18 protein-coding genes are annotated in these 22,624 nt (G+C 61.0%); 16 read left to right on the forward strand and 2 right to left on the reverse strand.

Annotated elements, in window-relative coordinates:
* Positions 1-8: 8 nt before the first annotated feature.
* Positions 9-2,654 carry a pyruvate dehydrogenase (acetyl-transferring), homodimeric type gene (aceE, locus tag HFK74_RS13745; protein ID WP_180203971.1) on the reverse strand — a complete coding sequence of 882 codons (2,646 nt, stop codon included), beginning with the start codon at positions 2,652-2,654 and terminating at the stop codon, positions 9-11.
* A gap of 383 nt (positions 2,655-3,037) precedes the next feature.
* Between aceE and glnE the strand changes: the two genes are divergently transcribed.
* The 16 genes from glnE to HFK74_RS13825 all read left to right on the forward strand — a co-directional run bounded on the left by glnE (position 3,038) and on the right by HFK74_RS13825 (position 22,009).
* Positions 3,038-5,977 carry a bifunctional [glutamate--ammonia ligase]-adenylyl-L-tyrosine phosphorylase/[glutamate--ammonia-ligase] adenylyltransferase gene (glnE, locus tag HFK74_RS13750; protein ID WP_180203972.1) on the forward strand — a complete coding sequence of 980 codons (2,940 nt, stop codon included), beginning with the start codon at positions 3,038-3,040 and terminating at the stop codon, positions 5,975-5,977.
* A gap of 306 nt (positions 5,978-6,283) precedes the next feature.
* On the forward strand, positions 6,284-7,318 hold the full coding sequence (gene waaF / locus HFK74_RS13755) for a lipopolysaccharide heptosyltransferase II (RefSeq protein ID WP_180203973.1): 1,035 nt from the start codon (positions 6,284-6,286) through the stop codon (positions 7,316-7,318).
* Position 7,319: 1 nt separating this feature from the next.
* Positions 7,320-8,381, forward strand: coding sequence for a lipopolysaccharide heptosyltransferase I (waaC, locus tag HFK74_RS13760; protein ID WP_180203974.1), 1,062 nt, complete (start codon positions 7,320-7,322; stop codon positions 8,379-8,381).
* On the forward strand, positions 8,381-9,502 hold the full coding sequence (locus tag HFK74_RS13765; protein ID WP_180203975.1) for a glycosyltransferase family 4 protein: 1,122 nt from the start codon (positions 8,381-8,383) through the stop codon (positions 9,500-9,502). Before waaC ends, HFK74_RS13765 begins: the two co-directional genes overlap by 1 nt.
* Positions 9,503-10,309 carry a lipopolysaccharide core heptose(I) kinase RfaP gene (gene rfaP / locus HFK74_RS13770; protein ID WP_180203976.1) on the forward strand — a complete coding sequence of 269 codons (807 nt, stop codon included), beginning with the start codon at positions 9,503-9,505 and terminating at the stop codon, positions 10,307-10,309.
* Positions 10,309-11,043: a lipopolysaccharide kinase InaA family protein gene (locus tag HFK74_RS13775; RefSeq protein WP_180203977.1), complete on the forward strand. Its 735-nt coding sequence runs from the start codon at positions 10,309-10,311 to the stop codon at positions 11,041-11,043. Before rfaP ends, HFK74_RS13775 begins: the two co-directional genes overlap by 1 nt.
* Positions 11,040-11,792, forward strand: coding sequence for a lipopolysaccharide kinase InaA family protein (locus HFK74_RS13780; RefSeq protein ID WP_180203978.1), 753 nt, complete (start codon positions 11,040-11,042; stop codon positions 11,790-11,792). Before HFK74_RS13775 ends, HFK74_RS13780 begins: the two co-directional genes overlap by 4 nt.
* The gene (locus HFK74_RS13785) at positions 11,792-13,243 is read left to right on the forward strand and encodes a lipopolysaccharide kinase InaA family protein (RefSeq protein ID WP_180203979.1); all 1,452 of its coding nucleotides are present in this window, start codon (positions 11,792-11,794) and stop codon (positions 13,241-13,243) included. The genes HFK74_RS13780 and HFK74_RS13785 overlap by 1 nt, the downstream gene beginning before the upstream one ends.
* 121 nt (positions 13,244-13,364) lie before the next feature.
* On the forward strand, positions 13,365-13,700 hold the full coding sequence (locus HFK74_RS13790; RefSeq protein ID WP_180203980.1) for a YceK/YidQ family lipoprotein: 336 nt from the start codon (positions 13,365-13,367) through the stop codon (positions 13,698-13,700).
* Between the two features lie 130 nt (positions 13,701-13,830).
* Complete coding sequence (locus HFK74_RS13795; RefSeq protein WP_180203981.1) at positions 13,831-15,588, forward strand: carbamoyltransferase; 1,758 nt, start codon at positions 13,831-13,833, stop codon at positions 15,586-15,588.
* Positions 15,572-16,702 (forward strand): glycosyltransferase, encoded by a 1,131-nt coding sequence (locus HFK74_RS13800; protein WP_180203982.1) that lies wholly within the window; start codon positions 15,572-15,574, stop codon positions 16,700-16,702. The genes HFK74_RS13795 and HFK74_RS13800 overlap by 17 nt, the downstream gene beginning before the upstream one ends.
* A complete protein-coding gene (locus HFK74_RS13805; protein WP_180203983.1) occupies positions 16,702-17,598 on the forward strand; it encodes an antimicrobial resistance protein Mig-14 in 897 nt (298 codons plus the stop codon). The genes HFK74_RS13800 and HFK74_RS13805 overlap by 1 nt, the downstream gene beginning before the upstream one ends.
* Before the next feature lie 8 nt (positions 17,599-17,606).
* A complete protein-coding gene (locus HFK74_RS13810; protein ID WP_180203984.1) occupies positions 17,607-19,007 on the forward strand; it encodes a PIG-L deacetylase family protein in 1,401 nt (466 codons plus the stop codon).
* An 85-nt stretch (positions 19,008-19,092) separates the two neighbouring features.
* On the forward strand, positions 19,093-20,049 hold the full coding sequence (locus tag HFK74_RS13815) for a glycosyltransferase (RefSeq protein ID WP_180203985.1): 957 nt from the start codon (positions 19,093-19,095) through the stop codon (positions 20,047-20,049).
* 55 nt (positions 20,050-20,104) lie between these two features.
* A complete protein-coding gene (locus tag HFK74_RS13820; RefSeq protein ID WP_180203986.1) occupies positions 20,105-20,866 on the forward strand; it encodes a glycosyltransferase family 2 protein in 762 nt (253 codons plus the stop codon).
* Between the two features lie 48 nt (positions 20,867-20,914).
* Positions 20,915-22,009 carry a glycosyltransferase gene (locus tag HFK74_RS13825; protein WP_180203987.1) on the forward strand — a complete coding sequence of 365 codons (1,095 nt, stop codon included), beginning with the start codon at positions 20,915-20,917 and terminating at the stop codon, positions 22,007-22,009.
* Here HFK74_RS13825 and HFK74_RS13830 read toward each other — a convergent pair.
* Positions 22,004-22,609 (reverse strand): serine/threonine-protein kinase, encoded by a 606-nt coding sequence (locus HFK74_RS13830; protein WP_180204148.1) that lies wholly within the window; start codon positions 22,607-22,609, stop codon positions 22,004-22,006. The genes HFK74_RS13825 and HFK74_RS13830 overlap by 6 nt on opposite strands.
* Positions 22,610-22,624 lie beyond the last annotated feature (15 nt).

Consider the following 22,624-nt stretch of genomic DNA (forward strand, 5'->3'; position numbering starts at 1 on the left):
ATCTCTCCTCAGCAGTCCAGTGGGTTGCGTTTTTCCGGGTTGATACCGAACTTGGCGATGGCTTCAGCCACGACCTTAGGTTCGATGTCACCACGGTCAGCCAGTGCTTCCAGGGCTGCCAACACCACGAAATGACGGTCAACTTCGAAGAAATGACGCAGTTTCTTGCGGCTGTCGCTGCGGCCGAAACCGTCGGTGCCCAGGACTTTGAATTCCTTGGACGGTACCCACTGACGGATCTGCTCGGCGAACAGTTTCATGTAGTCGGTAGAGGCAATGACCGGACCTTTACGGCCGTTCAGGCACTCTTCCACATAGCTCAGCTTAGGCTTCTGGCCAGGGTGCAGACGGTTGGTGCGTTCAACGGCCAGGCCGTCGCGACGCAGTTCGTTGAAGCTGGTAACGCTCCACACGTCGGCGCCGACGTTGAACTCTTCACGCAGGATCTTCGCTGCTTCACGGACTTCACGCAGGATGGTGCCGGAGCCCATCAGCTGAACGTGGTGCGCCGCTTCGCGGTTGTCTTCCTCGAGCAGGTACATGCCTTTCTTGATGCCTTCTTCGGCACCGGCCGGCATGGCTGGCTGTTGGTAGGACTCGTTCATAACGGTGATGTAGTAGAAGACGTCCTGTTGCTCTTCGGTCATCTTCTTCATGCCGTCCTGGATGATCACCGCCAGCTCGTAGCCGTAGGTTGGATCATAGGTGCGGCAGTTCGGGATGGTGGCAGCCAGCAGGTGGCTGTGACCGTCTTCGTGTTGCAGGCCTTCACCGTTGAGGGTGGTACGGCCGGCGGTACCGCCGATCAGGAAGCCACGGGTACGGCTGTCGCCAGCGGCCCAGGCAAGGTCGCCGATACGCTGGAAGCCGAACATCGAGTAGAAGATGTAGAACGGCAGCATTGGCTGGTTGTGGCTGGAGTACGAAGTACCGGCAGCGATGAAGGAGCTCATGGCGCCCGCTTCGTTGATGCCCTCTTCGAGGATCTGGCCCTTCTGGTCTTCCTTGTAGAACATCACCTGGTCTTTATCGACTGGCTCGTAGAGCTGGCCGACGGAGGAGTAGATGCCCAACTGACGGAACATGCCTTCCATACCGAAGGTACGGGCTTCGTCCGGGATGATCGGGACGATGCGCGGGCCGATTTCCTTGTCCTTGACCAGCTGCGCGAGGATCCGCACGAAGGCCATGGTGGTGGAGATTTCACGGTCGCCCGAGCCGTCGAGGATCGCCTTGAGGGTGTCCAGCGGTGGCGTCGGGATGTTGAAGCTTTGAGCGCGACGCTGTGGTACGAAACCACCCAGCGCATTGCGACGCTCGGCCAGGTAACGGGCTTCGGCGCTGCCTTCTTCCGGTTTGAAGAACGGCAGGTTTTCCAGCTCTTCGTCCTTGACCGGGATGTCGAAACGATCGCGGAACAACTTCAGGCTGTCGACGTCGACTTTCTTGGTGTTGTGCGCAGTGTTTTTCGCTTCGCCGGCACCGGTGCCATAACCCTTGATGGTCTTGGCCAGGATGACGGTCGGTTGCTCTTTGTGGTTGACCGCTTCGTGGTACGCCGCGTAGACCTTGTACGGGTCGTGGCCGCCACGGTTGAGCTTCCAGATCTCGTCGTCGGACAGATCGGCAACCATCGCCTTGAGTTCCGGCGTGTTGAAGAAGTGTTCACGCACGAACGCGCCGTCTTTGGCTTTGTAGTTCTGGTACTCGCCGTCGATGACTTCGTCCATGCGGCGTTGCAGGATACCGTCGACGTCCTTGGCCAGCAGTGGGTCCCAGAAACGGCCCCAGATGACTTTGGTCACGTTCCACTGAGCACCGCGGAACACGCCTTCGAGTTCCTGGATGATCTTGCCGTTGCCGCGAACCGGGCCGTCGAGGCGCTGCAGGTTGCAGTTGATGACGAAGATCAGGTTGTCGAGCTTCTCGCGGCCGGCCAGGGAGATGGCGCCCAGGGATTCCGGCTCGTCGCACTCGCCGTCGCCCAGGAAGCACCAGACTTTCTGTTTGCCTGGCTGGATGAAGCCGCGGTGTTCCAGGTACTTCATGAAGCGTGCCTGGTAGATCGCCTGGATCGGACCCAGACCCATGGATACGGTCGGGAACTGCCAGAAGTCAGGCATCAGCCAAGGGTGCGGGTAGGACGACAGGCCCTGACCGTCGACTTCCTGGCGGAAGTTGTTCATCTGGTCTTCGGTGATGCGGCCTTCCATGAACGCACGGGCGTAGACGCCTGGCGAGGTGTGGCCCTGGAAGTAGATCAGGTCGCCGCCGTGTTCGTCGGTCGGGGCCTGGAAGAAGTAGTTGAAGCCGATGTCATACAGGGTCGCGCTGGAAGCGAAGCTGGAGATGTGACCGCCGAGGTCAGAATCTTTCAGGTTCGTACGCATTACCATGGCCATCGCGTTCCAGCGCACCAGCGAGCGAATGCGGCGTTCCATGAACAGGTCGCCAGGCATGCGTGCTTCGTGGGTTACCGGGATGGTGTTGCGGTAAGGCGTAGTGATGGCGTAAGGCAACTGCGAACCACTGCGGGTCGCGAGTTCACCCATACGGGTCATCAGATAGTGAGCACGGTCTTCGCCTTCTTTGTCGAGAACCGATTCCAGGGCGTCCAGCCATTCCTGGGTTTCGACGGGATCGAGGTCTTGCATGGCTTGCTCCAGGGCGGAAAGGCTACCAGAATCGGTTGCCTGAGTTAGCGACTGGCCTTGTGGGCAGACGTTATGAATTCTTGGATTGCCGATAGGTTGTTCCGGCGGTGTGTAGTTTTACTACAAATCATCCGGCATTTCAGCCTTGCTAATGTATATACGAGTAGTAAAACTACAGATGAGCGGCTTGTGGCCCCCGGCTGCGTTGTGAGAATAATCGTTAAGGTTGGTCTTTTACCAACCGAAAAAGGTGGAAGCTTGATGTTGGCTGCCAATAAAAAAGAATTTTCAGCTATTTCTAACTTTTGTTCGACACTCCTTCAGGTAGTGGGTTTGCGAGATTCACTACATGCAGCCCGTTACACGCCGATCAAGGATAGACCATGAGCCTGCCTCCGCTTGCCGACCTGCCTGCCATACTGTTGCCGTTGGTCACCCGCGCCGAGCAGTCGTTCCGTGCTGCCGTCAGCGCGTTGGACGACGACCACGGGCTGTCCACCTGGACCGCTGAACGCTGGGCGCAATTTGCCCGTGTCACCGCAGCCAGCGACTTTGTCATCGAACAAAGTGTGCGCGACCCACTGCTGTTGCTGGCGCTGGTGCAGTCCGGCGAACTCGACCGCAGCCTCGCCCCCGGTGAGATGCGCGCGCAAATTGCCGCCACCGTGGACGCCGCCGAAACGGACGATCAACTCGCTCGTGCCTTGCGCCGCCAGCGCGCGCGCCACCAGGTGCGAATCATCTGGCGCGACCTGACCCGCCAGGCTGATCTGGTCCAGACCTGCCGCGACCTCTCGGACATGGCCGATGCCAGCATCGACCTGGCCTATCAGTGGCTGTACACCCGGCATTGCCAGCAGTTCGGCGTGCCGACCGGCCGGCGCAGCGGCGAGCCGCAGCAGATGGTTGTCCTCGGCATGGGCAAGCTGGGAGCGGTGGAACTCAATCTGTCGTCGGACATCGACCTGATCTTTGCCTACCCCGAAGGTGGCGAAACCGTCGGGGTCAAGCGCCCGCTGGATAACCAGGAATTTTTCATTCGTCTCGGCCAGCGCCTGATCAAGGCCCTGGACCCGATGACCGTCGACGGTTTCGTGTTTCGCGTCGACATGCGCCTGCGCCCTTACGGCTCGTCGGGTGCGCTGGTGTTGAGTTTCAACGCGCTGGAGCAGTACTACCAGGACCAGGGTCGCGACTGGGAGCGCTACGCGATGATCAAGTCACGCGTGGTCGCCGGCGACCAAGTGGCCGGTGCGCAACTGCAGGACATGCTGCGACCGTTCGTTTACCGGCGTTATCTGGACTTCTCGGCCATCGAAGCGCTGCGCACCATGAAGCAGCTGATCCAGCAGGAAGTGCGGCGCAAGGGCATGGCCGACAACATCAAGCTTGGCTCCGGCGGAATCCGTGAGGTGGAGTTTATCGCCCAGGCCTTCCAGCTGATTCATGGCGGTCGCGACCTGAGCCTGCAACAGCGTCCATTATTAAAAGTGCTGGGCACGCTGGAAGGTCAGGGTTATTTGCCGCCAGCGGTGATCAGTGAACTGCGCGAAGGCTACGAATTCCTGCGCTACACCGAGCACGCGATCCAGGCGATTGCCGATCGCCAGACGCAAATGCTGCCCGACGGCGCTCAGGACCAGGCGCGCATTGCCTTCATGCTGGGCTTCGCCGATTGGCCGGCGTTTCATGAGCGCCTGATGTACTGGCGCGGCCGCGTGGCCTGGCACTTCGCTCAGGTGATCGCTGATCCTGACGAGGAGCAGGGCGCCGAAAGCGAAGTGGTGGTCGGTGGTGAATGGCTGCCGCTGTGGGAAGAGGCTCAAGATGAAGAAGCGGCCTGCCGACAGTTGCAAGAAGGCGGTTTCGCCGATGCCACCAAAGCCCTGAAAGCCCTGGCTAGCCTGCGTGGCAGCCCGCAATTGCGCGCCATGCAGCGTCTGGGGCGCGAACGTCTCGATGCTTTTATTCCGCGCTTGCTGGCTCAAGCCGTAGAGCATGCCAATCCGGATCTGGTGCTGGAGCGGGTGTTGCCACTGGTTGAAGCCGTGGCGCGTCGATCTGCCTATCTGGTGCTCCTGACCGAAAACCCCGGTGCCTTGCGACGCTTGCTGACCTTGTGCGCGGCCAGTCCCTGGATCGCCGAACAGATCACCCGCTTTCCGCTGCTGCTCGATGAGTTGCTCAACGAAGGCCGGCTGTTCAAGCCGCCGTTGGCGCCAGAGCTGGCCGCCGAGTTGCGCGAGCGCCTGACCCGGATTCCCGAGGACGACCTCGAGCAGCAAATGGAAGCCTTGCGCCATTTCAAGCTGGCGCACCGCCTGCGGGTCGCCGCTTCGGAAATCGCTGGCAGCCTGCCGTTGATGAAAGTCAGTGATTACCTGACCTGGCTCGCCGAAGCGATTCTGGAGCAAGTGCTGGCCCTGGCCTGGCGGCAAACGGTCGCCAAGTACGGTACGCCGCTGCGCACCGACGGCACCTTGTGCGATCCCGGCTTCATCATTGTCGGTTATGGGAAAGTCGGTGGCCTGGAATTGGGGCATGGTTCGGATCTGGACCTGGTGTTCATCCATGATGGCGATCCACAGGCGGAAACCGACGGGCCGAAGTCGATCGACGGCGCGCAGTTTTTCACCCGGCTGGGGCAGCGGATCATTCACTTGCTGACGGCGCAGACCAACTCCGGCCAGCTCTATGAAGTCGACATGCGCCTGCGGCCGTCCGGTGCCTCGGGGTTGCTGGTGAGTTCGCTGGGGGCATTTGCCCGCTATCAGGAAAATGAAGCCTGGACCTGGGAACATCAGGCGTTGGTGAGGGCGCGGGTGTTGGTCGGCAGCGAGGATGTCGGCCGGGCGTTCGAGCAGGTTCGCGCGGCGATCCTGGGCAAGGCCCGCGACCTGCCGACCCTGCGCCAGGAAGTCAGCGAGATGCGCGCCAAGATGCGCGACAACCTGGGCAGCAAGAGTACGGCGGCCGGCACCGGGGCAAATGCCTTCGACGCCACGGCGCCCTTCGACCTCAAGCAGGACGCCGGAGGTATCGTCGATATTGAATTTATGGTGCAATACGCGGCTCTGGCCTGGTCCGAAACACATCCGCCACTGCTGCGCTGGACGGACAACATCCGCATTCTGGAGGAGCTGGAGAAAGCGGGGTTGATGCCCGTAGAGGACGCCAGCCTGTTGCGTGAAGCCTATAAAGCTTACCGCTCCGCCGCCCACCGGCAGGCCTTGCAGAAGAATGCCGGGGTGATTCCGGGCGACCAGTTCGCGGACGAACGGCGACAGGTCATGCGGATCTGGCGTGAGTTGGGGCTAGGCTGAACGGAATAGTTGAAACATCCGGCACTCATTGTGGGAGCGAGCCTGCTCGCGAAGGCGGAATGTCAGCCAACATCACTGTTGGAAGAAATGGCCCCTTCGCGAGCAGGCTCGCTCCCACAATAGATCTGCGCTTTTCGGCGGATCGATGTACACCAAGACCCAATGTAGGAGCGAGCCTGCTCGCGATAGCGGAGTGACAGTCGACAGTAATGTTGAAGGTAATGACCCATCGCAAGCATGCATGCCCCTGCAGAAATTCTCGAGGCGGGGAGGCATAAGCCTCCCCGGTTCGTTTATGGAAACCACATGAAAATTCTGATCGTTGGGCCCAGTTGGGTCGGTGACATGGTGATGGCGCAGACACTGTTTCAGTGTCTCAAGCAACGCCACCCGCAATGCGAAATCGACGTGCTGGCCCCCGAGTGGAGCCGGCCGATTCTTGAGCGCATGCCCGAAGTTCGCCAGGCCTTGAGCTTCCCGCTCGGCCACGGCGCACTGGAGCTGGCGACGCGTCGGCGTATCGGCAAATCCCTGGCTGGCCAGTACGACCAGGCGATCCTGTTGCCCAATTCCCTGAAGTCGGCCCTGGTGCCGTTCTTTGCCGGCATTCCCAAGCGCACCGGTTGGCGTGGCGAGTTCCGCTACGGCCTGCTCAACGACGTGCGCACGCTGGATAAAGAACGTTACCCGTTGATGATCGAGCGCTTCATGGCCCTGGCCTACGAGCCTGGCGTTGAACTGCCCACGCCTTACCCGCGCCCGAGCCTGCGAATCGACCCGGTGACGCGCGAGGCAGCCTTGGCCAAGTTTGGCCTGGCCCTTGATCGCCCGGTGTTGGCCCTGTGCCCCGGTGCCGAGTTCGGCGAGTCCAAGCGCTGGCCGTCCGAGCATTACGCCAAGGTGGCCGAAACGAAGATTCGCGAGGGCTGGCAGGTCTGGCTGTTCGGTTCGAAAAACGATCACGCCGTGGGTGAAGACATCCGTTCGCGGCTGATTCCCGGCTTGCGTGAAGAGTCGGTGAACCTCAGCGGCGGCACCTCGTTGGCCGAGGCCATCGATTTGCTCTCCTGCGCCGATTCGGTGGTGTCCAACGACTCCGGCCTGATGCACGTCGCCGCCGCTCTGAACCGCCCGTTGGTGGCCGTCTACGGCTCGACGTCGCCGGGCTTCACGCCACCCTTGGCCGAACATGTCGAGATCGTGCGCCTGGGCATCGAATGCAGCCCATGCTTCGACCGCACATGCCGTTTCGGCCATTACAACTGCCTGCGCCAGCTGATGCCGCAGGCGGTGAACGACGCCTTGGAGCGTTTGCAGGGCACTGTGGTCGAGGTCAAATAGTTTGCGGGTACTGCTGATCAAGACTTCATCGCTGGGCGACGTGATTCATGCGCTGCCGGCGCTGACCGACGCCTCACGGGCCATCCCCGGCATCACGTTCGACTGGGTGGTGGAGGAAGGCTTCGCCGAAATTCCGACCTGGCACCCGGCGGTGGGCAAGGTGATTCCGGTGGCGATCCGTCGCTGGCGCAAGAACCTCTGGCAGACCATCAAGAGTGGCGAGTGGAAGCGCTTCAAACAAAGCCTTCGCGCCACGAAATACGATCTGGTCATCGATGCCCAGGGCCTGCTCAAAAGCGCTTTGCTGACCCGGTATGTGAAAGCCCCGGTGGCCGGACTTGATAAAAGTTCGGCACGCGAGCCCGTCGCCGCGCGTTTCTATAACCGGCGCTTGGCGGTTGCCCGTGGCCAGCATGCGGTAGAGCGGGTGCGCCAGCTGTTCGCCATCGCCCTGGGCTATGACTTGCCCAAGGGGCTGGGCGACTACGGCCTGAGCGTCGAACGCCTGGTGGAACTGCCGCGCAAGAATCCGTACGTGGTGTTCCTGCATGGCACCACCTGGGACACCAAGCACTGGCCCGAAGCCTACTGGCGCGAGCTGACCGAACGGGTCGGTTATCTCGGCGTGGGCGTGAAGCTGCCGTGGGGCAACGCCGCGGAGAAGGCCCGTGCCGAGCGCATCGCTGCCGGCTTCAAGCACGCCGAGGTACTGCCCAAGCTGAATCTGGCGGGGGTCGGCAAGGTGCTGGCCGGCGCGCAAGCCTGCGTGGCGGTGGACACCGGCCTCGGTCATCTGGCCGCAGCCCTCGATGTGCCGACACTGTCGCTGTTTGGCCCGACCAACCCGGGCCTGACCGGGGCCTACGGCAAGTCGCAGATTCACCTGGCCAGCGACTTCCCTTGCGCGCCGTGCCTGCAAAAGAAATGCACTTATCAACCGACGGCCGAAGATGCCAGTCGGTTTGACCTGAAACGCGAGTGGCCATTGTGCTTCACGCGTCTGAATCCCGAGCGTGTCGCGAGCCGACTGAGCACGTTATTACTGGCTGAGGAGCTGCGCTGATGCAATTGGCATTCGTCCTGTACAAATACTTTCCCTTTGGTGGCCTGCAGCGCGATTTCATGCGCATCGCCCTGGAGTGCCAGAAGCGCGGCCACCAGATCCGCGTCTACACGCTGATCTGGGAAGGCGAGGTACCGCCGGGTTTCGAAGTGCTGGTGGCGCCGGTCAAGGCATTCTTCAACCATCGGCGCAACGAAAAGCTCAGCGAGTGGATGGAAGCCGACCTGGCCAAGCGCCCGGTGGATCGCTTGATCGGCTTCAACAAGATGCCGGGCCTGGATGTCTACTACGCCGCGGACGGCTGTTTCGAAGACAAGGCGCAGAACCTGCGTAATTCGCTGTACCGGCGCTGGGGGCGCTACCGCCATTTTGCCGAGTACGAGCGCGCGGTGTTCGCCAAGGATGCCAAGACTGAAGTGCTGATGATTTCCGAGGTCCAGCAACCGCTGTTCATCAAGCATTACGGCACGCCGCTGGAGCGCTTCCACCTGCTGCCGCCAGGCATTGCCCAGGATCGTCGTCGGCCGGCGGATGCGGACGAAATTCGTGCCGGGTTCCGCGCCGAATTCAATCTGCAGGACAATGACTTGCTGCTGGTGCAGATCGGCTCCGGGTTCAAGACCAAGGGCGTGGATCGCAGCCTCAAGGCCTTGGCCGCGTTACCCGCTGATCTGAAGAAACGCACCCGGCTGTTTGTAATTGGCCAGGACGACCCCAAGTTATTCCAGATGCAGAGCGCCACGCTGGGGCTCGGCGACAACGTGACGTTCCTCAAGGGCCGCAGCGATATTCCGCGTTTCCTGTTGGGCGCCGATCTGTTGATCCACCCGGCCTACAACGAAAATACCGGTACCGTGCTGCTCGAAGCGCTGGTGGCCGGGTTGCCGGTGCTGGTGACTGCGGTATGCGGGTACGCCCATTACATCGCCGAGGCCGATGCCGGCCTGGTGCTGGACGAGCCGTTCGATCAAGCCCAGCTGACCCAGTACCTGACCGGTATGTTGAACGACGCTCAAGCAAGGGCGGCCTGGAGTCGCAACGGTGTGGCCTTCGCCGAGACGGCCGACCTCTACAGCATGCCGCAGCACGCGGCCGATGTGATTCTGGCGGAGCACGCTTAAATGAAGTTGATGCTGGCTGAACCGTTCAAGAGCCTCTGGGCCGGACGCGACCCGTTCGCCGAAGTCGAGGGCTTGCAGGGCGAGGTGTACCGTGAGCTCGAAGCTCGCCGAACCCTGCGTACCGAGGTGAATGGAAACGGGTTCTTCGTGAAGATCCACCGCGGCATCGGCTGGGGCGAGATCTTCAAGAACCTGCTCACCGCCAAGCTGCCGGTCCTGGGGGCCGGCCAGGAGTGGAAGGCCATACAACGCCTGCAGGAAGTCGGCGTGCCAACCATGACCGCCGTCGCTTATGGCGAGAAGGGCAGCAATCCGGCGGACCAGCATTCGTTCATCGTCACCGAAGAACTGGCACCGACGGTCAGCCTTGAGGATTACAGTATCAACTGGATCAAGCAGCCGCCCGAGCCCAGGCTCAAGCGTGCGCTGATCGCTGAAGTGGCGCGCATGACCGGCATGATGCACCGTGCCGGGGTCAACCATCGTGACTGTTATATCTGCCACTTCCTGCTGCACACCGACAAGCCGGTGACCGCGGACGATTTCAAACTCTCGGTGATCGACCTGCACCGCGCCCAGACCCGCCCGGCGATCAACGCGCGCTGGCGTAACAAGGATCTGGCGGCGCTGTATTTTTCCGCCCTGGATATCGGCCTGACCCGGCGCGACAAGCTGCGCTTCCTCAAAGGCTATTTCCAGCAGCCTCTGCGACAGGTCTTGAGCGAAGAAGCCGGGCTGCTGAGCTGGCTCGAAGGCAAGGCCAACAAGCTTTACGAGCGTAAACAGCGATACGGAGACGCGCTCTGATGGCGGGGTGGACACTGGAGCCTGCTTACAGCGACCTGGCAGAAGACTTCGGCAGTCTCGATGCGGTGTTCGCGCTGCAAGGCGAGCGCCTGACCCGCGATCTGCTGTCGGAGGTCATTCGCGTCCAGCGCAATGGCGTCAACTATTACGTCAAGCGCTACGTGGGCGCTGGCAAAGGCTTGCGCCGCTACCTGGGCAAGCCGCGCGTGAAAATGGAGTGGCAGAACCTCAAGCGCTTCGCCAAGTGGGGGATTCCCACTGCCGAAGTGGTGGCCTGGGGGCTGGAGCGTCGCGGTGCGGCCTATGATCGTGGGGCGATGATCACGCGCGAACTGCCACGTACAGAAGATTTGTATGCACTGGCCGAGCGGCACGATGCCAAACTGGCGGACCGCGCCTGGGTCGACTGCATCAGTCGGCAACTGGCCAGTTACACCCGCACGATGCACGAGCATCGCTTTACCCATAACGATTTGAAGTGGCGCAACCTGCTGGTTGACGATCAGGCCCGGCTGTTCCTGATCGACTGCCCAAATGGTGATTTCTGGAGCGGTTTCTGGCTCAAATACCGAATCACCAAGGACCTGGCCTGCCTGGACAAAGTCGCCAAGTATCAACTGTCGGCTACCCAGCGCCTGCGCTTTTACCTGCAATACCGCCAATGTAGCCGGCTCAATGCCGCCGATAAAAAGCGCATCCGGCACGTGGTGAGATTTTTCGAGGGACGCGAATGACTGATTTTCTGGCCGCTGAAGACCGTGCGCTGCTTGAGCGCCATGGCCTCGGCACTTTCGATGCGCTCTGGGCCCGGCAACTCGATGCCGTGGACGAACCCAACACCGTGCGTGGTGGCTGGAGCAGCGTGTTCAGGCTGGATCTGGAGGGTCAGGGTTTCTACCTCAAGCGTCAGAGCAACTACCAGATGTACACCTTGCATGCACCTTTTGGCGAACCGAGTTTTGCTCGTGAGTTTCGTAACATCAGCCGCTACGAAAAGCTCGGTATACCGGCACTGAAAGCGGCGTTCTTCGGTGAGCGCAAGGTCGACGGCGAAGTCCGGGCGATTCTCCTGACGCGCGCCCTGGACGGCTGGGATGACCTGGACTCGCTGCTGCAGCGCTGGTCGGATCTCGGCGAGGCGCAACATGTCGCGATACTTCAAGCCTGCGGAAAACTGGCGCAGCGCCTGCACGGCAAGCGTCAGGTGCATGGCTGTTTTTACCCCAAGCATATTTTTCTGTGCGCCACCGGTGACGGCTACCAGGCGCAACTGATCGATCTGGAAAAGACCCGGCCGCTCCTGTTCGGTCAGCGGGATCGGGTCAAGGATCTGGAGCCGCTGCTGCGTCGGGCGCCGGAATGGAGCGAGGCGCAGCTGCGCATTTTGCTGGCCGCCTATCTCGATCAGCCACAGGACAGCACGCTGATCGATAGCTGGCTGACGCGCCTGACTGCGCGGCGCAGCCATAAGGAGAAGCGCTGATGCGTTTGTCCGAGCTGAAAAACGCTGGCCGTCACCCGAACCTGCCACTAAGCCTTTCACTGGCCGACGCGGCCGGGCCGGCGCAGTTGCAATTGCTGACCCTGTTGCGGGTGTTGCCCGGGCAGCGTTATGTCGGTGCCGGTGTCTGGCGCGGTCGGCCAGTGCTGGCCAAGTTGCTGGTTGGCAGCAAGGCGGCGCGGCATTTCCAGCGCGAACTGGACGGCGTGCGATTGCTCGCCGCCCAAGGCCTGACCACGCCATTGCTGTTGGCTGACGGCCTGAAGGACGGCGAGGGTGGTTGGCTGCTGTTTGAATTCCTTGAAGGTGCCCAGAGCCTGGGTGATGCCTGGCAACAGGTGGAAGGCCTGCCGGTGCTGGCCGATGAGCAGTCGGCCGTACTGGCGCAAGCCTTGGGCGCGATCGGTCAGATGCATCGCAAGGGTTTGTGGCAGGAAGACCTGCACCTGGACAACCTGCTGCGCCAGGGCAATCGACTGTACTTGATCGATGGCGCGGGGATCTGCAGCGAAACGGCGGGCCAGCCACTCTCTCGGCAGAAGGTCCTGGAAAACCTCGGGGTGTTTTTCGCCCAGTTGCCCAAGTCGCTGGAACCGTTCACCGAAGAATTGCTGGTGTACTACCTGCTGAGCAATGGCGAGCATGCCCTGCCCATGGAGGCGCTGCAGAAGCAGGTCGACAAGGTTCGCAGCTGGCGCCTCAAGGACTTCCTGATCAAGATCGGTCGCGAGTGCACGCTGTTCAGCGTCCAGCGCGGCGCGTTCGGCTTGTGGGCGATTCGTCGCGAGGAAGAAGCAGCGATGCTGCCGGTATTGGCTCAGGCCGACGCCTTGCTGGATCAGGGGTATCTGTACAAGACGGGCGGCGCGGCGAGCGTCGGCAAGGTCGAAGTGGACGGTCGTACGCTGGTGATCAAGCGCTACAACATCAAGGGATTCGCCCACTGGCTCAAGCGCTTCTGGCGCCCGAGCCGTGCCTGGCACTCCTGGCGCGAGGGCAATCGCCTGGCATTTCTCGGCATCGCCACGCCCAAGCCGCTGGCGGTGCTGGAGAAGCGTTTTCTCTGGCTGCGCAGCCGTGCCTACCTGATCACCGAGCATCTAGCGGGGCCAGACATCATCGAGCGTTTCGCGCCATACATCGATAGCGGCGATGCGCCTGAAGCGGAGTTGCTGGCGCTTGATCACCTGTTCGCCGAATTGATTCGCGAGCGCATCAGTCACGGCGACTTCAAGGGCCACAATCTGTTCTGGCAGCAGGATCGTTGGGCGCTGATCGATCTGGATTCGATGTGCCAGCACGGCTCGCTCGCCAGCTTCGCACCTGCGTATGCGCGGGATCGGGCGCGGTTCATGCGTAATTGGCCCGAGAGTAGTGCTCTGTATCAGGTCATCGATCAGCGTCTTCCCAAGGGCATCTCTGGCGCTACCTGAGTCCCTTCGAAAGATTAGCGGACAAGTCCCTGCGAACGGTCCTACACGATTTTGAGACGCCATGAACTGTGGCCTGAATGACCGCGATGCTAGTTTGCCTGACGCTAACGGAGGGCAAGCTTTGACGATCAAAACGCTAGTCGTATCAGGTTTCATCTCACTGGCCTTGACAGGGTGCGGGACCGTCGCAACGGTCTTTCAGGACGATGCCGACGCGGCCCGGGAGCTTCGACGGCAAAAAACCTATTGCCAGTCCATTCCTCGGGTCTACAGCGGCCTGGCCTACTATTTTTGCATGTTGAATGCGCCCCCTGAGCCTGCGGGGATGTTCGTTTCGTTCGTTTTGATGGACCTGCTGCTGTCTGGGGCGCTGGATACCGTTGCCTTGCCGTATACGATTTACCGGCAGGGCATGGATGGCAACATCCGTATTTACTGGCGGCCTGCGCCAGGCTGATAACCGAAGGGTCATTCCCGGCATGTTTAAGCTATAATCCCGCCCTTTAGCTGTCTCTCGCCCGTGGCGAGGGCACATTAATTTTTGAGGCGCATTGCGCCTGCACGCAGACTAAAGAGGCTAGACCCCTGTGGCATTGACGATTCTTGGCCTGTCCGGCGCCCTTAGCCATGATCCTTCCGCAGCCTTGTACATCGACGGCAAGCTGGTCGCGGCGGCGGAAGAAGAGCGCTTCGTACGCGATAAACATGCAAAGAACCGCATGCCCTACGAATCGGCGAAATTCTGCCTGGAACAGGCCGGCATCAAGCCTTCCGACGTTGACGTGGTAGCGATTCCATTCGCACCGATCAGCTTGTTCGGCAAGGCGCGCTGGCAGTACGCCAAGCGTTACTGGTACGCCCCGGACCGCGCCCTCGACGCGATCCTGATGGGCAACCGTCGCTACAAGCGCTATCGCAACAAGATCGTCTGGTGCCTGGAGCAACTGGGTTTTGATCCGAAGAAGATCAAGATCGAGCCGGTCGAACACCATCTGGCCCACGCCTCCAGCGCTTATCACTGCTCCGGTTTCAAAGAGAAAACCGCGATCCTGGGCATCGACGGCAAGGGCGAGTACGCCACGACCTTCTTCGGTTATGGCGAAAACGGCAAGATCCACAAGATCAAGGAATTCTTCGATCCGGACTCCCTTGGCGGCCTGTACGGTGCGATCACCGAGTTCCTCGGTTTCGACATGCTCGACGGTGAGTTCAAGGTCATGGGCATGGCGCCGTACGGCGACGCCAGCAAATACGATTTCTCACGCCTGGCTTCGTTCGAAAACGGCGAGCTGGTGATCAACACCGACTACGCCAACGTCATCGGCCTGCGTCGTTACAAAGAGAAGGGCAAGGGTTACTACTTCTCGCCGAAGCTGATCGAATGGCTGGGTCCGAAGCGCGAAGGCGACATCGCCGACGAGCCTTACATTCACTACGCCGCCAGCATTCAAGCGCTGTTCGAAAAAATTGCGTTGCAGATGATCGACCACTACCTGGGCGACGTGCTCAAGGAAACCGGCAAGCTGGCCTACGCCGGCGGCTGTGCGTTGAACGTCAAGCTCAACCAGAAAATCATCGCTCGCGACGACGTCAAGGAGCTGTTCGTACAGCCGGCGTCCGGCGACGCCGGCACCGCGGTGGGCGCGGCAGCCTATGTGTCCAACGCCCGTGGCGTGCCGGTCGAGAAGATGGAACACGTCTACCTCGGCCCGTCGTACAGCAACGAAGACGTGATCGCCGCCTGTGCTCGTCACGAGAACAAGCCAACCTGGCGCAAGCTCGACAACATGCCGGAGCAGATCGCCAAGATCATGGTCGACGGCAACCCGGTGGCCTGGTTCCAGGGGCGCATGGAGTTCGGTCCGCGTGCACTGGGTGGTCGCTCGATCATCGGTTGCCCGAGCGTGGCCGGCGTGGCCGATCGCATCAACCACCAGATCAAGTTCCGCGAGCGCTGGAGGCCTTTCTGCCCGTCGATGCTCGACACCGTGGCGCCACAGATGATCAAGATCGATCACCCGGCGCCGTTCATGACCTTCACCTTCGAAGTGGCGGAAGAGTGGAAAACCCGCGTGCCGGAAGTGGTTCACGAAGACGGCACGTCCCGGGCCCAGGTGCTCAAGCGCGAATACAACCCGCGCTACTACGACATGATGAAGGCGCTGGAAGTCCTGACCGGCAACGGCGTGTCGCTGAACACCTCGCTCAACCGTCGTGGCGAACCGATGATCTGCTCGCCGACGGACGCCTTGAACATGTTCTTCGGTTCGGATCTACAGTATCTGATCATGGAAGACATCCTGGTGGTCAAAGAGGGCGCGAACGCCTATGACACGTTCGGCTGAACGCCATGTGCTGCAGTTCTGTCACGGCTATGACGGGCCGTTCCTGGACTGCGCCCGGCAGTACGCCAGCCTGTTCGCGGGCACCGGCTATCGCGTGACCACGGTGTTTCTGACCGGGGTCGCCGACGCCGAGGTGGCCGCCGGTTGCGCTTCGGATGAAGTGTTGTTCATGGAGTACAGCTCCAAGGCCATTCGTGGCCTGAAGCTGGGCGCCATCGGCGATCTGCGCAAGATCGCCGCTTCGCGCAATTTCAGTTTCTGCATCGCCCATCGCTTCAAGCCGATCTACATCGCCTTGCTCGGCACCTCGTTGCCGGTGATTGGCGTGCACCATGCGTTTGACGATTACAAGCGCGGCACACGCAAGCTCTTCGCGCATATTTTCCGCAAGCGCCTGAGCCTGCTCGGGGTGTCCGATGCCGTGCGCGATGACATGCGCCAATGCCTGCCGAAGTGGCCGGCGGCAAGGATCCAGACACTGTACAACCGGATCGACGTGCCGGCTTTGCAGGCTAGCCAAGTGTCGGTTCGCGAGGCGCGGGAGACCCTCGGCCTGGCCGCGGATGCCTGGATTGTCGGCAACGTCGGCCGCCTGCATCCGGACAAGGACCAGGCCACGTTGCTGGACGGTTTTGCCACGGCGCTGCCCGGTTTGCCGGCCAACAGCCAGCTGGTGATTCTCGGCAGCGGCCGCCTGGAGCAGGATCTCAAGGCCCAGGCTCGCGAGCTGGGCATTGGCAACCGGGTGCTGTTCCTCGGTCAGGTCCCCGAGGCCCGGCGGTATTTCAGCGCTTTCGATGTGTTTGCCCTGAGTTCAGATCATGAACCATTCGGCATGGTGCTGCTCGAAGCCATGGCGGCGGGCGTGCCGTTGCTCGCCACGGCCTGTGGCGGAGCGAAGGAAGTGGTCGAAGGCGTAGGTATCCTGTTTCCCCTGGGCGATGCCGAGCACCTGGCTCAAGGCCTGCAGCATCTGGCCGCAATGGACGAGCAGCAACGTCGGCAGTGCGCCGAGCTGATGCTCGAGCGCCTGCGTGAACGCTTCTCCGACCGCGCGGTGCGCGATGCTTTCTGGCACTTGCCGCACGTTACCGAACTGGCACAGAGGGGCTGATGCTCAACCGATTTCAAGGCTGGCGCGAACGCGGCTGGTCGCTATCCGATGCCTCGACCTATGCCGAGGCCTGGCAGCGTTATGGCGGCAGCGTCGCCACCCATCCACTGGTGGTCGAGCGCCTGGCGCGGCTGGCCGGCATCCCCGTGCGATACCTGGCCTGGGAGCAAGACGGCGAAATCAAGGCCGCGATTCCGACCTGGGGGCGCGATCTCGCCTTGTCCAAGGACGTGCTCAAGCGTTACGGCAAGAAGGGCCTGTTCGACCTTGGCAATGCCGAGATCATCCTGCCGGCCGCCGCCAATGCCCAGGCACCTTTGCGCCATCGTGGGCGCTACTTGTCGGCGCTGAACGAAAATCGGTTCTCCGGCATCAGGCTGCAGGCGGAACAACTGGCCATGGCCCGCACGCCCGAAGAGTTGTCGAAGAAGTTTCGCTACAACCAGCGCCGCGAACTCCGGTTGCTGGAAGAGGCGGGTGGCGTGGTGCGACCGGTTTCCGAGTTTTCCAGCCAGGAGCTGGGGGCGATCTATTGCGATTTGTTCCTGCGCCGCTGGGGTTTCCCGGCGACCGGTGCCGAGCGCATGGCCGAGGTCATCGAGTTGTTGCGCGAGTTTCTGATCGGCTCGGTGATTTTCCTCAATGAGGCTGCCATTGCCATTCAGCTGGTGTATCGCGTCGAGACGCCGCAATGGATCAGCGTCGAATACATCAATGGCGGTGTCGATCCCGAGACCCGCGAGTTCAGCCCCGGTAGCGTGCTGAGTTTTCTCAACACCCAAAGCGCCTGGGAGCACGCCAGGGCACTGGACAAGCCCCTGCGCTTTTCCTTTGGCCGCGCCGACCGGGAATACAAGGATCGCTGGTGCAACCCTGTGCCGGTCTACACCGTATGAGTCAAGCCATGAGCCGCAAACAGCACTTGCTCAAGCGCCATCGGCGCAACAAACGCATCGGCCTGCTGGTCGCGCTGGTGTTGTTGATCCTGTCCGGCTTCCTGGTGGCGTGGTGGTTGCCGCTGGTGCTTGCGTTGGTGGGCTGGGTGGTCCACGAAGCCTGGTTTGCCGATCACCTGTTCTATTCGGCCAAAGACGACTATCAGTACACCTTCGTCCCCTACACGCCGCAGCCCAAAGTGCACCTGAGCGGGGAGCACCTGCGTCTGGATGAGGGCGTCATGCTGGTCGACGACGCGACGCTGGTTCTGGCCCTGAAGGTAAAAAGCACGTGGCTGGGACGCTTCTTCGACCCTGTGGTCGAGTTGGCGGGTGGCGACAACCCTGACCGGCAGACCTTCGAGCGGGGTGTGAACGGCCTGCGTTACCTCAACCTCAGTGGCCAGGCCCAGGTGCTGTCGCGCGGCGAGTTGCGTCTGCGCGGGCGATTCTGTCGGCTACAGGGCGAGCCTGTGTTGTGGGCTTTCGAGCATCCGGACTTTCGCCGCCAACGGGTGATGGTCATCGCCCCGCATGCCGATGATGCCGAACTGGCGGCTTACGGTTTGTATAGCCAGGCGGACGAGACCTGGATCGTGACGCTCACCGCCGGTGAAATCGAAGCCGAACATTATCAGCGCATGGGCATGAACAAGGTCGAGGCGGCGCGTCTAAAAGGCCGTTTGCGTGCCTGGGACAGCATTGCCGTGCCGCGCTGGGCGGGCGTACCACAAGCCCATTGCGTGCAGTTGGGCTATTTCTGCCTGCAACTGGCGACCATGCAGGCATCACCCGCCAAGTCGATAGGCTCGCGGGAAGCGGATCTGCACGACACCCGATTGTTTCGCCAGTTGAACCCGTTCGGCCTGCCGGGCGATGTCGATGGCGCGCCCACCTGGAACAACCTGCTGGCTGATCTGCAAGCCCTGCTGCTGCGGGCGCGGCCTGAGGTGATCGTGTTGCCGCACCCGACCCTCGACCCCCATCCCGATCACATCTGTGCGCATGCCGCTGTGCTCGAAGCGCTCAAGGGTCTTGACTGGCAACCGACGCTGTTGGGCTATGCCAATCACCTGCATGACAACGATCGCTGGCCGATGGGTGATACCGGGGCCGGTATTGCGCTGCCTCCCGTGTTCGATCTTGATCAGCAGATGCATCCTTACTGCCTGCAGCTTTCCCTGGCTCAGCAGCGGGACAAGGCCATGGCCTTGGCCATGATGCACGACCTGCAACCACCGGCTCCATTCAAGCGTCGCTTGCGGCGTGGGTTGCAGCGGTTGCTGGCGGGGCGGGCCGGTTCGCCTTACGGCGAAAATGAATTTTTTCGCAAGGCTGTGCGACGCCAGGAGCTGTTTTGGCGTTTGTAAGGTGTCACGGGCCTGAAGGTCGGCTGCCTGAGGGCAGGTTCGGCTTCGGGTGTTGCTCCATTTGCCTGTTGTGGCAAGGAAGACGATGAAAGTTCTATTTCTGGTGCAGAAAGATCAGCGGGCCATCCTGGACCGTCTGTACGACGGGGTGGCGGCGCATTGCGAGTGCGACTTGCGGTGGTTGAGCAGTAAGGAACAGCGCAACCTGCGCAGTTATTTCCGGCGTGAAGTCGATGTGTCCCGGTACGACCGGATCGTGTTTTTCCTGCGTTTCAAGCAGGAGATCCGCCAGGTCGGGTTTATCCGCACAATCCCCAACCTGGTCATCCTCGAGCACGATGCCTACCAGAATTACATTCCTTGCAAGTACACCGGCAAGTTCAGTGCGCACTACCGTCGACTGCCGTGGGCGCGCGTCATCAGTTCCGGTTTCGTTGTCACCGAACGCCTGCGTGCGGAGGGTTTCGATGCGGTGTTCGTGCCCAAGGGCTACGACCAGACGCAGCTTGAGGATCAGGGGCGCGAACGGGATATCGAGCTGGCGTTCGTCGGCAGTACCAACAGCGTCGCCTACAGCGGTCGCAAGGCCCTGCTCGATGAGCTGGCGACCGTCGAACCCCTGGTCGTGACGCGCACCAAGTCCGGCGAGGAGTACCGCGATACGCTCAACCGCATTCGCTTTTTCGTCAGTGCCGACGTTGGCATGGGCGAGTTCATGATCAAGAATTTCGAGGCCATGGCCTGTGGCTGTGTCTTGCTGGCCTATGATCAGGGCGCAGCGGAATGCCAGGCGCTGGGTTTGCAGGATATGCACAACGTGGTGTTGTATCAGGACATTGCGCAGCTTCAGGAAAAGCTGGCCAGGTTGCGCAGCGACCCGCAACTGGCGCAACGTATCGCGCGCAACGGCCAGGAGTTGGCGGTCAGCCAGTTCAGCTTTGCACGTATCGGCCAGCGTATCGTCGAGGAACTTGAGCCTGCACTGCGTACTCGTGCGCCGCTGAGTCTGTTGGAAAGAATTCGACTCAATTTGGGTGTTTGACAAGCGTAGGCCGGCCATTGATATTGCTGGCCACTTTTACTCTGTCGAGACAACCGTGCATTTTTCCCACGAGAGTGACATCACGCTAGTGGTCACGAGCTGTGGTCGCCTGGATCTGCTCAAGACCACGCTCGAGAGCTTCGACCGTTTCAATACGGCCCCCATCCGTGAAGTGTTCATCACTGAGGATGCGGGTGACGAAGGGGTTCACGCGGTCATTCCAGCCCACTGGAAGGAACACTGCACGGTGTTCGTCAATCGACCCAAGCTGGGGCAACTGGCGTCGATCGACCTGGCATACGAACACGTCAGCACGAGCTACATCTTCCATTGCGAGGATGACTGGGAATTCTATCGCCCAGGGTTTGTGGAAGACTCCATGAAGATTCTCCAGGCCCGCCCGCAAATCCTGCAAGTGTGGCTGCGTAGCTATACTCATGATCTGCGGGTTCACAGCCCCTACATTCATCTAGGGCCGCGTGAGGTCGTTGGTGGAGTGGCTTGCCACCCACTGATGTCCGACAAGCCGGAGTGGCAGGGGTTCTCGCTGAACCCGGGCCTGCGCCGGGTAAAGGAATATCGACTGTGCGCGCCTTTTTCCGGGCACGGTGGCGAGAAAGCGCTGTCACAGCGATATTCACAGTTGAATCTGACTGCCCTGACGCTAGAAGCGGACGCAGTCATGCACACCGGGTTTGGCCTGCACGTGCAAACGCCTATCGAGCGACAGCGCAAGGCGCGTCGCAGTCGGCGTGAACAGATCAAGTTTGTTTTGTTTTTGTTGTTGGGAGTCTGCATTGGCTGGACCATCGATTAGCTACACCGCAGCTTATCCCCATAACCTTTTGTATTGGCTGCTTGCCCTATGAGTATTCTCAACGTGATGTGGGCCGGTGGTGCTCCGTTTGCCTCGATCCACAAGGTGCATCAGCAGATACTGTCTCAGGCCTTGCCTTCGGCTCCGGTGAAAACCTGGTTGCTGCAGGGAGGCGCCCGCGAATGTGGAGTGAACGTTGGTGAGATTCGGGAGTGGGGGTTGTCGTCTGCCCGTTTGAAAGGGCGGCATTTCTGGCGATTGACCAAACCCTGGATGCGAGCCCGGTTTCACCGCGCCCTCAAGGACAGCGATGCGAGTCTGGTGTTGCTCGACGGGTTGGGGGTAGCGCGCACGCTGTTGCCGGTACTCAAGGGTTTGCCGCATATCCGCGTCGTGGTCATTTTTCATGGGGCGACGCGCCTGCATGCGGGTGATCGAGCGCTCTTCCAGCAGCTCCCGTCTTCCCAGCTGGCATTGGCTGCAGTGTCCAATACCCTCGCAACCTCATTGAGCCGTGACTTGCAGCTACCCGTTGTGACATTGCGCAGTGCCTTTGAACCTGCCGCTTTTCATCGCGCTCTGCTTCCTCGGGAAGAGGCGCGGACTCGCCTGGGCCTGGTTGCAGGCGGTGGGCCGGTATTGGGAGCGGTGGGGCGCCTGGTTTCGGAAAAGGGCTTCAGTTGCTTGCTCGATGCTTTTGCGGCGGCATTGCAGGACCGTCCCGACCTGAGACTGGTCATTGTCGGGGAGGGCAGCACCCGTGCGACGCTGCAAGCGCGTATCGATGAGTTGGGGCTGCGTGAGCAAGTTTTGCTACCGGGCCATCTCAATGATGCGGCGCGTCTTTATCGTGCCTTCGATTGGGTCGCGATCCCTTCGCGGGAAGAAGGCCTGGGGCTGATCATGCAGGAGGCGGTCATGGCGGGCGTTCCTGTATTGTGCAGTGAATTGCCGGTATTTCGCGAACAGTTGGCCGATACCGGTTGGTATGCCCCGGTTGGTGACGTAAGCGCGTGGCGCGAAGCGATCGTGCGAGCGCTCAGTGTCTCTGCCGAAGCGGTTGCCGCTGATCAGTTCCAGGCGTTAGCGCCGGACCAAGCCTGGCTGAGCTTCAGCCAGACCGCCCGTGCGCTACTCTCATGAGGGCAGCACTGCCTGCTCCAATGCTTGCATCGGAAAGGTGTCGTTCAGGTTCTCGCGCGCAATATAGCGCGCGAAGTGCTGCAGGTTGCGTTTGATCAAATGGCGAGGCAGTGGGGCTCGCAAGAAGCGCATGTCAGCCACATCAATCAGGCCCATGCGATTGTCGGGTGTGATCACGATGTTGCCCAGATGCAGCGACCGGAAGTAGATCCCCGACTGGTGAAGGCTGCGTATCAGCCCGGCCAGTTCCGGCAAGGCTTGCGGCCAATTGAAACCGTCCTTGTTGGCGATCTGGCGCAGGGTTTCGCCTGGCAGTGGCTGGTACAGCACGGCAGTCATGCCCGGCGCCTGCAGTCGGTAATACTGAAGGACCTGCAAGGTCGGCACGCCGAGCCTTTGCAGTTCGACGGCATTGTCGATGAAGCGTTTCGAGTAAGGCCGAAACAAGGCGGATGAAAAAATACGCTTGCGGCGAAACAGTTTGAGGATATTCCCATCCGGCAACAGGTAGACTTTTGGCCCGAAACTGTCGGCCTCCAATACTTTGGCACCGTCAATCATTTGATTCAGGGCGGCTTGAGGGAGCCGGGAACATTGCATCGTAGAAAGCCTTGT

This window comes from Pseudomonas sp. SbOxS1 (assembly GCF_013416725.1).
Lineage (GTDB): Bacteria > Pseudomonadota > Gammaproteobacteria > Pseudomonadales > Pseudomonadaceae > Aquipseudomonas.

What these genes read in the sequence shown, in the direction of transcription:
- aceE (WP_180203971.1), bottom strand. Translation starts at nt 2,654, where the DNA reads ATGCAAGACCTCGATCCCGTCGAAACCCAGGAATGGCTGGACGCCCTG.
- glnE (WP_180203972.1), top strand. Translation starts at nt 3,038, where the DNA reads ATGAGCCTGCCTCCGCTTGCCGACCTGCCTGCCATACTGTTGCCGTTG.
- waaF (WP_180203973.1), top strand. Translation starts at nt 6,284, where the DNA reads ATGAAAATTCTGATCGTTGGGCCCAGTTGGGTCGGTGACATGGTGATG.
- HFK74_RS13765 (WP_180203975.1), top strand. Translation starts at nt 8,381, where the DNA reads ATGCAATTGGCATTCGTCCTGTACAAATACTTTCCCTTTGGTGGCCTG.
- rfaP (WP_180203976.1), top strand. Translation starts at nt 9,503, where the DNA reads ATGAAGTTGATGCTGGCTGAACCGTTCAAGAGCCTCTGGGCCGGACGC.
- HFK74_RS13775 (WP_180203977.1), top strand. Translation starts at nt 10,309, where the DNA reads ATGGCGGGGTGGACACTGGAGCCTGCTTACAGCGACCTGGCAGAAGAC.
- HFK74_RS13780 (WP_180203978.1), top strand. Translation starts at nt 11,040, where the DNA reads ATGACTGATTTTCTGGCCGCTGAAGACCGTGCGCTGCTTGAGCGCCAT.
- HFK74_RS13785 (WP_180203979.1), top strand. Translation starts at nt 11,792, where the DNA reads ATGCGTTTGTCCGAGCTGAAAAACGCTGGCCGTCACCCGAACCTGCCA.
- HFK74_RS13800 (WP_180203982.1), top strand. Translation starts at nt 15,572, where the DNA reads ATGACACGTTCGGCTGAACGCCATGTGCTGCAGTTCTGTCACGGCTAT.
- HFK74_RS13805 (WP_180203983.1), top strand. Translation starts at nt 16,702, where the DNA reads ATGCTCAACCGATTTCAAGGCTGGCGCGAACGCGGCTGGTCGCTATCC.
- HFK74_RS13810 (WP_180203984.1), top strand. Translation starts at nt 17,607, where the DNA reads ATGAGCCGCAAACAGCACTTGCTCAAGCGCCATCGGCGCAACAAACGC.
- HFK74_RS13815 (WP_180203985.1), top strand. Translation starts at nt 19,093, where the DNA reads ATGAAAGTTCTATTTCTGGTGCAGAAAGATCAGCGGGCCATCCTGGAC.
- HFK74_RS13825 (WP_180203987.1), top strand. Translation starts at nt 20,915, where the DNA reads ATGAGTATTCTCAACGTGATGTGGGCCGGTGGTGCTCCGTTTGCCTCG.
- HFK74_RS13830 (WP_180204148.1), bottom strand. Translation starts at nt 22,609, where the DNA reads ATGCAATGTTCCCGGCTCCCTCAAGCCGCCCTGAATCAAATGATTGAC.